The following is a 14,983-nucleotide window of genomic DNA, read 5'->3' as shown; positions in this document are numbered from 1 at the left end:
ACAAATAAAAAAGATGTCGTACTTCAGGCCGTCAAATTAATGACGGAGACCTACTTTTTTCAGGAATGGTACTTCGACGGCGGGTAATTCAATATTTCCGGAAAAAATATTCTTAATATCATGCCTGAAAGGGTGTTCTGCATCTTTCAATCTGACAATAGTGATGGGATCGCGTGATGCATTTCCTTCGATGGCGTGAATCTCTTTAACTTTTAACGGCGTGTTAGGGTTAACTAAAATATGGTCCGGGAGCATTCCTCCGGCAGCCATTTTTTTCGGCGTGGTATGATCTAAAATAAAAAGCACCTTGTCAGTAGATTGCTTTTCAAATTGTCCAGTCCAGGTCTCAAGCCAGTTTATTGAGTTCTGCGGTAATGCGGATGCGGACATAAATCCGGCGTCGGTCACCACATCGTTGACTTTTATTTTATTACCGTACGTCCCCGCGGGCACTGTCGCCGCCCGATATGCCGGTGCATTATAATCCGTCAGTTTAGCTACGGCTGCTTTTAATTCTGTTGCCAGTGTTTCCCCTTCGGCTGAAGGGCTAATATGCCGCAGATGATTATTTATTGTGCGGTAAGTGCCATCTCCCCCTTCTATATATTCCGCAAGAATAGCTGATTCCTGCCTGTTTTTTACCGAATTCAAATCCAGCAGGATTTTTTCATCGGTTGCTTTCTCTTTTGCTGTTCTGGCCCGATATTGCCCCTCATCAGGCCTCATATAAAGTTCGCGAAGCTCTTCGCTGACCGGGGAAAATTTTTCCTGGCGGGCAGAGGAAAGCGTACTGCTGCCGGATGTTCCGGCGGTCGCAGCAAGGCTGGTTTGCGGTTCGGTGTTGGTGCGCGGCTGGACCCCGCCGGGCAATGCGCTGCGCTGCCACTCGCCGTTGCCCGACTGCACTGTCAGCACCGGCTGGCGGGTCTGCGGGTCGATAATGCGCGCCCGCCCTTCGCCTGGGCGGAAATCCTGCCCGACTTCGTACACCCTGCTGTCACCTGTTCCATCGCGGTAGCGCAGCAGCCAGCGGTCATTTCCTGCCGCATCCTTCACCTGATGAATGCCCCCGGCGCTGGCGCGGCTCCCGTTGAGCAGCGCCTCGCCATCCTTCACCGCATACTGGCTGATATCACCCGCCAGCGAAGGACGCAGCCGGTTTACTGCCGCCGTTCCGGTTTCTCCGGCCGCTGCGCTCTCTGCCGCCGTGGTTTCCCCTGCCAGTGCTCCCTTAGCGGCTCCGGCGGCGGCTGCCCTGGCTTCACCGGCCACTGCCATCTCTGTACCGGTTGCGCCGGCCATTGCCGCACCGGCTTCCCCGGCAGCCGCCTGCTCAGGGGCGTTGCGCAGCGTGGCCAGCGCGCTCCGGCCTTCCGTGGTCATCGCTTTTTCAGTGAAAAACTCCGCCATGGCGCCCGCTTCTGCAGCAATGCCGTCGAGCATCAGCAGCGCGCCGATATCTTTCATCACCAGCTCAGTGTTAGTGGGTTCATTCTGTTCGGTGCGCAGCGGCTGTCCGGCAAAATGGCGCAGCGACTGCACTTTATCGCGGTCGCTGTACTGCGCCAGCGGTTTGCCTTCCAGGCCCGGAACATCGTCGTGGGTGTTGGTTTTGTACTGTGCGCCGGTATTGATCTGCTGGTCGAAAAAATCCCGCGCCGCCGCCACCAGCAGGGAAGGCGTGCGTGTGTGGCCCTGCGCGTCATAATGCGCCAGCGGAGAGGCGGCATACTGCCCGCGCACTTCGTCCAGCAGCGCTGTCGTCTGGGTATGCCCGCTATCGGGCAGGCTGGCCGGATCGTGAACGCCCGCCGCCGACAGGCCGTAAGCGAGGAGGGATTTTCTTGCCTCGTAGGGCGCGCCGTAGGAGGCGGTAAAGCCGGATTCGCCGGTCTGCCCTTCGCGCTGGCGGATCATCTGCCCGGCAATCTGTTTCTCAATGGAGGGATATCCTTCGCCGCGCGGGTCGGGAGTAAAGATCAGCGAGCGGGCATCGGGGCGGACAGGGCGGTCGTCGTTATTGTTTTGCGGGCCGGTATATAACGAGCCGGTGGGAATATCCCGGCGGTCCCGTTTCGCAATACCAGGATCTTGTCTGTTTTCCAGCGGCGTATTAATAATGGCAGGGGTTAATGGGTTAATTTTCATTGTAGGGCTCCTTCACGATCTTTGAGCGAGGTTATTTCTGTGCTTCGTTCTTTCTGGCGATATAAACTTCGATATAAGCACCAGGTGATATAGGTGCGTTGGGGTAAGGGACGATCATGAGATTTTCATCGTTATCACAATCGGTATCATGAAATACAATCGACTGCTGACCTGCGTTTTTTATTAATGATGAAGAGATAGTATATTCCTGCGTTGCCAGCGATTTAACGTTTCCAGCCAGCACGGTCAGTGGCCAGTGAATATCGCACACATCTTCGATGGTTATATCATCGATAGCTGGCGATGTAGCGGGTGAAATAGTGCCACTGGATAACCTGGTAATATCATCGAAGATCTGCTTATACATTTTTTTGGAAAACGAACCGCCATATTCTGATGTGGTTTTCTTTGCGCTGGCTTTTCCTTTACTCGCATCTTTTTGAATTATCTTCGGCGTAATGATAATAAACCGTTGCCGATTTTCACTTTCCCGTAAGTTGAAGGTGGTGTTCTTTTTTTCATGGACCGATAAACCGCCAATAATTAACGAATCACCCTCATCGACTGTTACCAGCGTGCTGAGATTGCCCGTCTTGTTATTATCTTCAGGCGCTGGCGTTGTCCCTTTGTTATACATATTGACTTTAATCTGCAACGCTTGCTGTTTGTCACTGGCGATAACACGGGGCGTGATTTGCAACACCGTACCGTTGGACGCAGTAGAGAGCGGATCATCTTTTGTTGCTGGTCGGTTTTGATTACTAAAATTAAAGACTGCGGGAAAATTCTCCATTGTTATCAGTGAAGGGCGAGCGGTTAACGACGCGCCGCCTTGTTCGACAATCCTTTGAATTTCAGCCTGAAATTTTTTCATCTCCTGGGCGTTAAGAACAGATTTGTTGCCGTTAATAACCTCATCGTAAACGCTGCCTCGGCGGCTTAAACGTTTTTCCTGCATGCCGGTGTTAAGAACCTGGCGGTTATCCACGTCGATAACGAGGGTATCGATGGCGACCGATCTCAGCGGAACATCGAGCTTTTCAATGAGCTGCGCATACTCACTCCTTTTGGCGGGGTTGTCCTGAATGAGGATGGCATTGCTGCGTGTACTGACCACGATTTTCGGTTTGTCATCGCTGGATGCAGGCAGTGCAGGTGCCAGTGAAATGCGGTCAGTCAGCGCTGAAAACGAAGCGCCTAAGCGGTTATTAAATGGATTTTTGCTTTCACCCGCCTCAAGCGCAGCCGGGTAATTGTAGCGCTGAAGCTGGGGCGAGGATTTGTTTGCATCTAATAGCTCCGATAATATTGTGCCAACCCCCGGAATGGTGATCAGTTCATTTTGATATTCAACCCGGATATCGGCCGCTTCAGCGAAACGCAAAGGAAAGAACATGGTTTCAAATGCGCCCCCTTTGTTTTTACTGGCATCAGGCTGTTCGGCAAACATTTTTATGAGGTTCACATATTCGGTTGGGCCACTTACCAATATTTCAGCGCTCTCCGGCAGTTCTCCCCAGCCAAATCGCTTATCCAGCAGACCTATATCCGTTAACGCCTTTTTAAGACTATCAATCGACTCGCCAGACACTTTAATCTTTAGCGAGTGCTGATCTGTTTTACTGCTAACGTATAATTTATCCTCGAAAATAAACCACTGTAAATTATATTCAAGCGCCAGGCGTTCAATAAACTGCTGAGCCGTATTAGCGCGTAGTTTATTCTTTACCGCTGCCGAAATTTTTGGATCTATAACCAGGCGTAGCGAAAATGCATGAGCAAAATCCTCCAGCACTTTATTTAACGGCGCTGGGGTGTTTTGATACGAGAATTCACTACTGTTTAATATGGCGGGCACAGCCGCCACGGCGTGTTGATGTATAAAAGCTGTTAATAATATCAGGGTTAGTGTTGCGCAGCGTTTAAATAATCTGGCGCAATGCGAAAGAGGTGAATAAAAAATACGCCAGTAGCATTTCATACATGTCACCTGTTAGCTTATCGACCATCGTTAATAATTGAGCGAGCCAGGTTGTGATTGAGCGTCACTTCCTGGTTTGCAGCCCAGGTGGCAGAAGAATATTGTTTCATATGTTGATGAAACGTGAGCCAGTCGCCCATCGACATACCGTTCATATTTTTGGCAGAGGTCTGAAAATCACTGCTGGCTTGTTTTAATTTACTATCTAACTGGCTACGCACAGAATCCATTTTTAGCATATCGATTATCCCTGTTTTATTTATAAAGACGCAGATCCGGCCGGAAACCAAACAGCATGACGCTGGCGCGTTGTTCACCGAAACGGGCAATTCTGGGTAAGAAAGCCCATTGTTCTCCGCCGAGATATTTGGCAATTCGTTGGCTGGCAAGGTTAGACGCCATAATCCAGGCGACCATGGTTTCAAACCCATATTCACGGCCAAGCAGCAGCGCCGCCAGCCCAAGATGCACGCCAAGCCCGCTGCCGCAGCGATCCGCGCGCACATATAAGGCAATTTCCCCGGTTTGCCGGCAAGCTAACGTTCCCCAGCTAAAGCGGTTGATTGACAGCCAGGCGATGATTTCCCCTTCGCGCTCCAGTACGTACACCGGCAATTTATCTTGTTGATAAAGCTCGATATAAAACCCCAGTTCTTTCTCGGTGATCGGCCTTGTTACGGGAGAATTCGCACCGGTATTCGCTGTCTCATTAAAAATCATGGTCATGGCTTCAATATCGCTTTTTTGCGCCACCCTGAGCCCGCGGGGCAGCCGTTTTAAGATTCGCTCATCTAATTTCATTTCCATTAATTACCCTTCTTCCTGATTATTTTTCAGTATTTTTCGAACTCTGGAGAGCCTGGAACGTATTGTTCCAATCGGAATACCTAATTGCTCGGCGGCGTCGTTATAACTGGTGTCTGAATCCATAATATGGTAGATGACGCTTTGCATTTTGAGCGGCAATTTATCGACCATGGCAATGGTTTCAGAAAGTTGTATTTTATGTTCGTTAATATAGTCAGGATTGAATATCTGATCGGAAATTAAAAAATTAACATCATCCAGCGCCACCATCTCAGGTTTATTAAATGTCTTTTTAAAATGATTTCGCACCAGGTTAGACGCAATGCCAAATAACCAGGTTTCTTTACTGGACGCACCAATAAACTTATGTTGATTGCGAAATGCTTCAAGGTAAGTCATTTGTACCAGATCATCTACATCACTTTGATTGTAAACCCGACGGCTGATGAATTTCCTGAGTCTGGTGGTAGTGTTTGCGACTAACTCATCTATATCGAATGCGTTTTTATCCGCTGATTCATTATTAACATTGATGGGTAACTTCCCCATAAAAATTCCCTTTGTATTATCCAGTTATTCCTTGCTCACTTATGAGTGGCAATGAAGTGAAAATCTGCCTGGTTAATTTGCAGAATATTTCAGGTACGTCTTCAGAGTGGTGGTCTGCTTTTATGTGCGCGGGTGGAGGGAAAATGCACGCTCTACAACACGTGATACGCTTTTAGGTATTTTCTTTTGCGCGCATTACTGTGTTGAGAACACTAATGTAAAGGTGTTGTCTTTTGATTGATTTGAAAAATGTCGATTGTCGACGCGTTAGCTAATACAGAGATGATTATCGATGGTTAATAAAACTTACTTATTCGATCAATGCGAAAATATGTGGCGTTCATGAGACTTTTTTTTACGAAACTGGCCGTTCGAATGGTTAACCAGACTGAACTCATTGGTGCGGTTATTGTCATGACGATTGTCTTTATGATGGTTTTGCCGCTGCCGGTTTTTATTATTGATACCGCACTCTCATTGAATATCTGTATTGCCACCTTACTGGCCATCCAGGCGTTATTTATGCAGCACCCGCTGGCATTTTCTACGTTTCCGGCAGTTTTACTGCTGACAACCATGTTCCGCCTCGCGTTATCCGTTGCCACGACGCGCATGATTTTATTGCAGCATGATGCGGGTCATGTTGTTGAAACTTTTGGTAACTTTGTCGCGGGCGGTAACCTGGCTGTAGGGTTGGTTATCTTTTTGATCCTGACGCTGGTTAACTTTCTGGTCATTACAAAGGGGGCTGAACGCGTCGCGGAGGTTTCCGCCCGTTTTAATCTGGATGCGATGCCGGGTAAACAGATGGCCATTGATAGCGATTTACGCTCGGGCCTGATTGATACGGCAGACGCGAGGGTGCGCCGCGAGCAACTGACCAAAGAGAGCCAGCTTTTTGGCGCCATGGACGGGGCGATGAAATTCGTCAAAGGTGACGCCATTTCCGGAATTATCATCGTTTTTATTAACTTAATCGGCGGTTTTTCCGTCGGCATTTTGCAGCACGGCATGCCCGCCGCCGACGCCATGCATATCTACTCGATTCTCAGCATTGGTGATGGCCTGGTGGCGCAGATCCCGGCGCTGCTGATCTCGCTTGCGGCGGGCATTATTATTACGCGTGTTAATTCCGATAACGCGGCTTCCAGCGTCAATATTGGCGGTGAGATCATCTGGCAATTAACGCGCCACCCCAAAGCCTGGATCTATTGCGGCATCATTATGGCACTGTTTGCGGTGGTGCCTGGCATGCCAGCAATGCTTTTCTCTACCCTCAGTTTGCTCTGCCTGACGTTAGCCTTCCTGCTTACCCGACAGGAAAAGCCCAGGCTGGAAATGGCGGGGCAACCTACTCCATCGATTGTCGGCGCTGAGCCTGATAATTCAACAGAATTAATGGGTTATGAAAATGTTCGCCGCTTTTTCCCGCTGCGCGCCTACCTGCTGCAATTTCATCCACAGCATCAGCAACAACCGGGGTTTGAACAACTACTCCAGCGCATCTATGCCCTACGCAACGACACTGTTTTTGAATATGGCCTCACGCTGCCCTCTTTCGAGCTTGAGGGTAATGCGCAACTGGCGCCCGATGAGTTTCGTTTCTGCGTGTATGAAGTGCCGGTTATTCGCGCAACGTATGATCCTGGTAAGTGTGCCGTCAACGCCAGACTGGTCGCAGAAGATGATGGTACGCCCGGGCTTGAAGAGCGCGAAGAGCAAGGCTTGCGATGGTTTGACGTTGACGATCACCGCTTATCACAGTACGAGACCGAAAAACGCACTTCTGGCGATCTGATCCTCGCCAGAATGCGGCGGGCCATTCTGTCAACGGGGTGGAAATTTGTCGGCTTACAAGAGAGCAAAGCGCTGATTGACTGGCTACGAAGCGAACAGCCTGAGCTGGCCGATGAACTCGAAAGGTGCTTGCCCATCGCGTGGTTTTCGGCGGTTTTGCAGCGGCTGGCCGCAGAACGTATCACCCTGCGACCGCTGCGCCTGATTGCCGAAACATTGATTAAACATAGCCGCCATGAATCCAACCTGATGGTGTTAACCGAGCTGGTTCGCCACGCGCTGAGAGAGCAGATTTGTTACCAGTACAGCCAACATGAAACGCTGAATAGCTGGTTACTGGCACCCGCCACGGAAGCGGTGTTCCGCCAGGCATTAAAAGCGGCGGGCGCGCAGCCGATGACGCTCTCTTCGGTGATGCATGAAGCGTTACTTGCCCGTTTAGCGCAGTGCTTTCCCACTGATGAAGGCACCCCCAGTGTGCTGCTTGTCGAGCCTGAATTGCGCGGCCCGCTTTCTGGTCTGCTACGGGAGTCGTTCACGCTTGTTCCGGTACTCGCCTTTTCGGAGCTTATTCCATCGATAAAAGTCCAGATCCAAGGGCGGATCGATCTTGAAGCAGAAACCCACGAACCCGCAGAACATGCAGCAGATTGAGGAAAAACATCGTGCTCTATGAACTGAGAGTGCTTAGCGGCCTGAATAGCGGCGCACTGTTACCCTTGACCGGTACGCAGTGGTTGATTGGATCATCGCCCGATGCGGACATGGTGTTATACGACGCGGCGATTGCGCAAAACCATTGCCGGCTGCATGCGACGGATAACGGCTGGCAAGTGGAAGCCCTGCAAGGCGCGGTGCTGACGAATGAAGGTCGTCGCGTTGAACACATCGATAACCTCGAACCCGGTACGCCCTTCTCGCTGGCGGGGATTTGGTTATGTGTGGCGCAGTCAGACACGCCGTGGGAAACGGAAAGCGCTCCCGCTGCGCAAGCCGACAGCCAGCCGGGTTCGCATGCGCCGGTGGCTGAAAGACCGCGTGGTCGACTGAATAAAGCCGTGGCTGCGGTTTGTTTAATCCTCGCGATAGCCGCGTTCGGGCTGGGCGGTTTTTCTGGCAAAGACGCGCGGCCGACGGCGATTTCTGCGCCGGTGCCGAAGCCGCAGAAAACGTTTCTTGAAACTGCCGCGCAAACCCGCGAAATGTTGGCTTCACTGCTTCAGCAGGCCGGTTTAGGGCAACGCGTCGATCTGGAGATAACCGGCAATGACGACATTGTTTTGCATCTGGTCGGCGATGATAAGTTACAGGCTGAAACGCAGGCGCTACTGCAACATTTTGCCCAGCGTTACCAGAGTGCTGCGCAAATCTCAGTGGATATTGTCCAGCCGCCGCCACCGCTGCCTTTTCGCATTGCCCTTGTGGTAAAGGGTGAATCCCCGTATATCGTGACCGACAACGGGCTGCGGGTGTTTATCAATGATGAGATTAGTGGCATCAAACTTCTCGCCATTAACGAAGAAAAGCTGATCTTTCAGGGTAAAACGCGGTTTGAGGTGCCCTGGTGAGCGACGGCTGGCAAGAGGAACTTGCCCGCTGGCAGCAGGCCACACAACGCCAGCTTGAGCAGACAGAGCCGGTAAACGTTATCGGCTCGGTAACCGGGATTAGCGGCATCGTTTTACAGTGTTATCTTCCGGGCGCGCGCTTAGGAGACTTATGCCTTTTGCCGCGCACGTCGGGCGACCCGATTATGGCTGAAGTAATTGGCTTTGATTCGCAAGAGGTTTCACTTGCCGCCCTGGATACGCTGGAAGGCATTAAGCCCGGTTCAGAGATCCATCCTTTAGGTTTGCCCCACAGCATACAGGTCTCGCCAGCGCTGAAAGGGTGCGTATTCGATGGGTTTGGTCGTGCTCTTGGCGGGCAGGGTCAGGCCGCTTTTGTCGACACCTTAACCGCGCGATCTGTACCGGTGATGCATAACGCCACGCCGGCGACCGATCGCCTGTGTATTGAGACGCCGCTCTACACCGGGCTCAGCAGTATCGACGGTTTGCTGACGCTGGGTGCAGGCCAGCGGGCGGGGATTTTTGCCGGGGCGGGATGCGGTAAAACAACGCTGCTGGCGGAGCTGGTGCGAAATATACCGTGCGACACCATCGTGTTTTGCCTGACGGGTGAGCGCGGGCGCGAGCTGCGTGAGTTTATGGACAGGGAGCTGGATGAAGCGCTACGTCAGCGCACCGTGCTCGTGTGCGCCACCTCGGATCGCAGCAGCATGGAGCGTGTGCGCGCTGCGTTTACGGCCACCGCCATCGCCGAAGGGTTTCGCCAGCAAGGGGAATCGACTTTGCTCATTGTTGATTCGCTGACCCGTCTTGCCCGCGCACAGCGCGAAATCGGGCTTGCCAACGGCGAACCGCCGGGGCGCAATGGCTTTCCTCCTTCGGTTTACAACCTGCTCTCGCGGCTGGTTGAACGCAGCGGACGTACCCGGCAGGGCACTATCACCGCGCTGTATTCGGTACTGGTAGAACAAGATTCGATGCACGACCCGATTGCTGACGAAGTGCGCTCTTTAGTAGACGGGCATATTATCCTTTCGCGCAAACTGGCCGATCAGGGACATTATCCCGCCATTGATGTGGCAGCCAGCCTGAGTCGGGTGATGAATAATATTACGGGAACTGAACAGCAAACTATTGCCACACATATAAGGCAATTAATGACGGCCTATGCCGATATTGAAATGTTAATTCGTCTGGGAGAATACCAGACCGGCAGCGATCCCTTTACCGATTACGCGGTCGCGGTTAAACCGGCACTGGATAATGTTCTCAAACAATCATTACGCGCGCCGCGAGCGCCTGAAATAACCTTAAATCAATTACGGGAGATCGTGGCGAATGCTCCGGGTCCGCAAGGTGTTTTATAACGCAGAGGATGAAAACACTGCAGATGAATCGCTAAGATTAACTTCGCTGCTGCGCCAGTTATTATCGCTTTATCATTACCGGACGGTAAAAACGGAACTGGCGTGGTTAAAGCAACAACGCGAAATGGTAAAAATGGCGCAACAACTTGACGCGCTTAATCGGCATTTACAACATATCGCCCACTATAATCGTGATTACTTTTCCGCGATGAGCGACCGTAATACACAGCGCGCGTTATCGTTAATGGATATGCGAAAGTGGCTTGAAAAAGAACAAGGAATGGTGCAGCAACAGCAGGACGCCATATTGCGGATTAAGCAGCAAGAAACAGATTATCTGCGCCAGTGCGATGATGTCGCTGCGCACTTTCAGCAGGTTATCGGAAAAAGAAAACGGCAGGAAAAGTTTCGTTTTATCCTTGAACAACTGCATGCCATTTAGTGTTAGGCAAAGAGCCATTATTGATGAATAAAGCTGCGTTGTTATTTCCTCCTGTCAGTAAAGATGAGGTCATCGCCCGGCAATATCTGGATCGACAACCGATATTGAATTTTCAATGTAACGGCCAGCAAGGGCAGTTACGACTCTTTCCGTTGCAGGCGGGAGAACGATTGCCGGATAAACCGATATGTTTTGCCAGTCAATACGGGAAATTACGACTTTATAATGCGGAGCCTTTGTTGAGCCTGTTATCGCTTTGTCCGTTATTAGCTGAAAATAATAATACCTCGACGCAGTGGTACTGGGATGTGTATAACGCCGCGCTCAGTCAGGAAATTAAAAATATAGTCGGTTACTTGCAGCCTGCTGAGGAAAGCCATGAACCGGAAATTTATTGTTGGATTGAAATAAAAAATAGCGAGCAATATGAAAGAGGATTAATGGCGCTGTCGCCGTTAACATTAATTCGCCTGCTTCAGCATTCGGCATGGCACTTTTCCCCGACGCGACAAAATAAGCAGTTTTTACTCTCTTTCCCGTTGATCCTGGCCTCAACGGAGCTTGCGGCAGACGCGTTACGGCATTTCCGCGTTGGCGACATTGTGCTGCCAGAAAATCGGCTTTTTAACCCGGCAGGAGCAGGGCAACTGCAAATCGGCACACAGTGTTTCTCTTTACAGCAATGCGCCCCGCTGGCGCATAGATTTACGATTGTTTCCCATAAGGAGATAGAAATGGAATTCACCCCTGTTGATACGGCACTCCCGCAGTCGGGCGCGACGCTTCCCCCGCTGCCTTTATCGCGCGAGATCCAGGCACAGCCCCATGAAATGCCGGATCTTTCCTCTGTTCCTCTGAGGATAACGCTGCGTGCGGGAACGCTCACGTTGACGCTCGACGCGCTGCAGTCGCTGCGGGCGGGTTCGATACTGACATTCACGGATTTTACCCCCGGTCAGGCGGCCATTTATTATGGCGAGCGCCCGCTGGCGCAGGGCACTTTGGTGGATGTTGAAGGTGTGCTGGGGCTGCAAATTACCCGCATGGAGCATTTCTGATGGATATTCAGCAGATCAATCCCGCGGCGCTGGCACTGTTTATCGCGGCGCTGACGTTGTTGCCTTTGCTGATGATTATCTCCACCTCGTTTCTTAAAATTTCCGTTGTTTTGCTGATTGTACGCAACGCGTTGGGCATACAGCAGGTGCCTGGCAATATGGTGATCTACAGCATTTCGCTTGCCGCAACGCTGTTTATTATGGGGCCGGTGTTTAATGATATGACCCAGCGCGTGCGACAAATCTCACCGGATAAAATCGATGTCGCCGCGATTTATGCTCACTACCCGACGGTAATTGCGCCGCTGCAAAGCTTTTTACAGCGCAATATTGATACAGATACCCATGTTCGTTTAACGGAAGCGGCAAAAAAACTGTGGAAAGATCAGGCGAACAATCCCATAACGCGCGATAACCCTGTGCTGATATTAAGCGCATTTGTCCTTTCAGAATTACAGTCCGGTTTTAAAATTGGTTTTTTAATTTATATTCCCTTTTTAGTGATAGACCTCGTTGTATCGACAGTGCTGATGGCATTGGGAATGCAAATGGTGGCACCGATGTTTATTGCAATTCCGCTTAAATTATTGCTTTTTGTTTTGATTGAGGGGTGGAGTCGTTTACTTGAAGGGTTATTTTACAGCTACATTTAGCGATGAGAATAAATATGTATATTGTCGAGTTGCTCAAGCAGGGATTAATACTGGCGATGATGATATCGGTTCCGCCAGTAGTGACCGCTGTGGTGGCGGGTATTATCATTGCGCTGCTGCAATCGGTGATGCAATTACAGGATGCAACATTACCTTTTGCGTTGAAAATGGTGGCTGTTGGCGTCATTCTGGCTTTTTTTGGCCACTGGATGCTGCAAAAAACAGTGCAATTGAGTATTAACTGTTTTGACTTAATCAGCCAGATAAGAGCCTGGCAATGACGTTTGTCTCTTTCGACTGGTTAGGTGAGGCGTTAATGGCTCTGGTGAGTGCCTGTGCGCGTATTTACCCCTGCATGGCGATTATTATTGCTTTTTCTTTCCGGGAGATCAGAGGCGCGGTGCTCTACAGTATCGCGCTGGTGTTTACTTTGCTTCCCGCTACCACCTTTTATGCGCAACCCGATTTTGGCAATATCAAAGGCATCATGTTTATTATCATGATGATAAAAGAGTCACTGCTGGGTATTTTTTTAGGCTTTCTGTTGGTTGTACCTTTCTGGTTATTCGAAAGCGTCGGGGTTCTGTTTGATAATCAGAGCGGCGGACAAATGGGTGAGCAAATTAACCCGGCGATAACTAACAGCGGATCATTTTTTGGTTATGTTTTTAAGAGCGTTTTTTTATTGATATTTATTCATTTTCACGGTTTCGCTTATCTTATTGATATTCTCTGGCGCAGCTACACCTTTTGGCCGATCGATAAACTTTTCTTCACTGACACAGCAGTAACCTTTAAACAGTGGTTATCTTTTCTCGCAGACATATTCTCTTTTATTGTTATTTACAGCGCGCCTTTTGCTGTGCTGATGCTGATGATCGAATTTAGCGTGGCGATACTGAGCCTTTACAGCCCGAAAATGCAAGTCACCAGCGTGACCATCCCGTTAAAAATTATTATCGGTTTGTCCTTCCTGGTGATGTATATCCCGAAATTACTGCATCTTGCTGAACAGCAATTATTGCAGCCTGAGCGCGTCGTCCCGATGATTTCTTCCACGCTTAATCTGACGGCGGATTAAGCGATGGCGGAAAAAAACGAGCAACCCACGCCGAAAAAAATCCGCGATGAGCGTAAGAAAGGGAATGTTTTTAAAAATGAAGGGGTGCCACTGCTGTTGCTGATCACGCTGGCGATGGAGTTTATTTTTATCATGATGGAGCGCGGTTTCGATCGTCTGCAACAGCTCTTCATTGTGGCGCTGAGCTTCATTACGCTGCCGTTTATTACAGCGGCAAAGCGGTTAACGCAGTTGCTGGCAGTCGAATTGAGTATTTTCCTGGCGCCTGTTCTGGGCGTGGCGATAGCGGCAAGGTTATTAGGAAACTGGCTGCAATTTGGCTTTCTCATCGCGCCTGAATCGGCGATGCCAAAATTTGAACGCCTAAACCCGCTACAAAAAATTCAGCAAATGTTCTCCTCCAGAGAGCTCGCAGAGTTGGTAAGCAGCCTGCTGAAATTCTTAACTATCGTCTATGCCAGCTACAGTGCGGTTTATCCGCATATCAACGAAATCGTCTTTCTGGCGGCAAGCCCGCTGATGCGCGTAGCGCAGGTGCTTCGTAACCTTGTTAGCGACATCTTTCATCACATGTTGATCCTGCTCGCTGTCTGGACGGCGCTCGATTTCGGCCTGCAAAAATATCTGTTTATCAAGACGCAAAGGATGAGCCTTGAGGAGGTGCGCCGGGAAAACAAAGATACCGAAGGCGATCCGCATATTAAATCGTACCGCAGAAGCCTGATGATGAGCCCGCCGCCGGTGCCCGTCGATGTGCCGCAGCCCGGGGAGGTGTTAAAGCTGGCGGATGTGGTGCTGAATGATGCCGCATCTCGGGTGGTTCTTCTGCGTTACGAACAGCAAAACATCGCGCTACCGCATATTCTTTTTAAACAGCAGGGCAAAGACGCGGTATCCGGGCTTCTTGATCGCGCCCGCGCGTTGAACATTCCGGTTATCGACGCGCCGCAGCTGGTTCATCTGCTGATGCAATACGAGATTGGGCAGGCTATTCCACGCCAGGCGATTGCCCACACGGCGCATATTTACAACCAGCTACAGCAAATGAAAAAGCGCGAGCCAGAGACAGCGTGAGAGGTGTAAAAGAGGGGCGGTTTCCCGCCCCTCTTTGGTGCGACTTGAACCTGAATTACCGCAAAAACTTCAGGACAGCTTCAAGCAGTTGCAACAAGGCAACAATGAGTTTCAGGATCAGTATAAACATCTCCATTCCGCCCATACGCTTCTCCTCTGGTCAAGGAGCACCGGCTGACGTACCTTTCCGCTACCTGTTGCCAGCCTTGTTGTTGGCGTAACGCAGTGTGCTCTTGAGGGGTTAAGGCACTGACGGCACCACCCGTTTCAGCCAGGAATTCTTGCGCCGTTGAACGCGGCCCCTCACGCTGGTTCGCAAGGTCATTATATATTAATACTGTTTATATATACAGTATTTATTGGCGGAATTTTCGACATTGATCCATACTCAATGCGGGAAAAAACGCCTGAAAATTGCGCATCCGCAGGATTCGTCGTATAGTTGCGTGGTTGAC

Annotated in this window: 15 protein-coding genes; 9 read left to right on the top strand and 6 right to left on the bottom strand. The window is 50.4% G+C overall.

The features are described 5' to 3' along the window. Positions 1 to 36: 36 nt before the first annotated feature. Genes AAIG26_RS17505 through AAIG26_RS17485 form a run of 5 tightly spaced genes read right to left on the bottom strand, consistent with a single transcriptional unit; the run spans position 37 to position 5,485 of the window. Entirely contained in the window at positions 37 to 2,148 is a 2,112-nt protein-coding gene (locus AAIG26_RS17505; RefSeq protein WP_343181099.1) for a hypothetical protein, read from the bottom strand. A gap of 31 nt (positions 2,149 to 2,179) precedes the next feature. Beyond that, positions 2,180 to 4,129: a secretin N-terminal domain-containing protein gene (locus AAIG26_RS17500; RefSeq protein ID WP_343181097.1), complete on the bottom strand. Its 1,950-nt coding sequence runs from the start codon at positions 4,127 to 4,129 to the stop codon at positions 2,180 to 2,182. Between the two features lie 17 nt (positions 4,130 to 4,146). Beyond that, entirely contained in the window at positions 4,147 to 4,368 is a 222-nt protein-coding gene (locus tag AAIG26_RS17495; RefSeq protein ID WP_020455818.1) for a hypothetical protein, read from the bottom strand. Positions 4,369 to 4,384: 16 nt separating this feature from the next. Beyond that, positions 4,385 to 4,936 carry a GNAT family N-acetyltransferase gene (locus AAIG26_RS17490; protein WP_020455817.1) on the bottom strand — a complete coding sequence of 184 codons (552 nt, stop codon included), beginning with the start codon at positions 4,934 to 4,936 and terminating at the stop codon, positions 4,385 to 4,387. Between the two features lie 3 nt (positions 4,937 to 4,939). Beyond that, positions 4,940 to 5,485, bottom strand: a complete 546-nt coding sequence (locus AAIG26_RS17485) for an RNA polymerase sigma factor (RefSeq protein ID WP_045507376.1) — start codon at positions 5,483 to 5,485, stop codon at positions 4,940 to 4,942. A gap of 375 nt (positions 5,486 to 5,860) precedes the next feature. Between AAIG26_RS17485 and sctV the strand changes: the two genes are divergently transcribed. The 9 genes from sctV to AAIG26_RS17440 all read left to right on the top strand — a co-directional run bounded on the left by sctV (position 5,861) and on the right by AAIG26_RS17440 (position 14,528). After that, the gene (sctV, locus tag AAIG26_RS17480; protein WP_343181096.1) at positions 5,861 to 7,936 is read left to right on the top strand and encodes a type III secretion system export apparatus subunit SctV; all 2,076 of its coding nucleotides are present in this window, start codon (positions 5,861 to 5,863) and stop codon (positions 7,934 to 7,936) included. Positions 7,937 to 7,947: 11 nt separating this feature from the next. After that, positions 7,948 to 8,850, top strand: coding sequence for an FHA domain-containing protein (locus AAIG26_RS17475; RefSeq protein ID WP_343181094.1), 903 nt, complete (start codon positions 7,948 to 7,950; stop codon positions 8,848 to 8,850). Then, entirely contained in the window at positions 8,847 to 10,220 is a 1,374-nt protein-coding gene (locus tag AAIG26_RS17470) for a FliI/YscN family ATPase (protein WP_343181093.1), read from the top strand. The genes AAIG26_RS17475 and AAIG26_RS17470 overlap by 4 nt, the downstream gene beginning before the upstream one ends. Then, positions 10,210 to 10,662: a hypothetical protein gene (locus AAIG26_RS17465; RefSeq protein ID WP_343181092.1), complete on the top strand. Its 453-nt coding sequence runs from the start codon at positions 10,210 to 10,212 to the stop codon at positions 10,660 to 10,662. The genes AAIG26_RS17470 and AAIG26_RS17465 overlap by 11 nt, the downstream gene beginning before the upstream one ends. Positions 10,663 to 10,901: 239 nt before the next feature. Next, complete coding sequence (locus AAIG26_RS17460) at positions 10,902 to 11,720, top strand: FliM/FliN family flagellar motor switch protein (RefSeq protein ID WP_343181091.1); 819 nt, start codon at positions 10,902 to 10,904, stop codon at positions 11,718 to 11,720. Further along, on the top strand, positions 11,720 to 12,373 hold the full coding sequence (gene sctR / locus AAIG26_RS17455) for a type III secretion system export apparatus subunit SctR (RefSeq protein ID WP_343181089.1): 654 nt from the start codon (positions 11,720 to 11,722) through the stop codon (positions 12,371 to 12,373). The genes AAIG26_RS17460 and sctR overlap by 1 nt, the downstream gene beginning before the upstream one ends. Positions 12,374 to 12,387: 14 nt before the next feature. After that, complete coding sequence (locus AAIG26_RS17450; RefSeq protein WP_045507393.1) at positions 12,388 to 12,654, top strand: flagellar biosynthetic protein FliQ; 267 nt, start codon at positions 12,388 to 12,390, stop codon at positions 12,652 to 12,654. Further along, a complete protein-coding gene (locus tag AAIG26_RS17445; RefSeq protein WP_343181088.1) occupies positions 12,651 to 13,454 on the top strand; it encodes a flagellar biosynthetic protein FliR in 804 nt (267 codons plus the stop codon). Before AAIG26_RS17450 ends, AAIG26_RS17445 begins: the two co-directional genes overlap by 4 nt. A gap of 3 nt (positions 13,455 to 13,457) precedes the next feature. Then, positions 13,458 to 14,528 carry an EscU/YscU/HrcU family type III secretion system export apparatus switch protein gene (locus AAIG26_RS17440; RefSeq protein ID WP_343181086.1) on the top strand — a complete coding sequence of 357 codons (1,071 nt, stop codon included), beginning with the start codon at positions 13,458 to 13,460 and terminating at the stop codon, positions 14,526 to 14,528. Between the two features lie 55 nt (positions 14,529 to 14,583). Here AAIG26_RS17440 and tisB read toward each other — a convergent pair whose 3' ends face one another. Next, positions 14,584 to 14,658, bottom strand: coding sequence for a type I toxin-antitoxin system toxin TisB (gene tisB / locus AAIG26_RS17435; RefSeq protein WP_231943035.1), 75 nt, complete (start codon positions 14,656 to 14,658; stop codon positions 14,584 to 14,586). Positions 14,659 to 14,983: the final 325 nt, after the last annotated feature.

The organism is Kosakonia sp. PSU_27 (assembly GCF_039409795.1).
GTDB lineage: Bacteria > Pseudomonadota > Gammaproteobacteria > Enterobacterales > Enterobacteriaceae > Kosakonia.
This window is presented reverse-complemented; position numbering and strand designations above follow the sequence as displayed.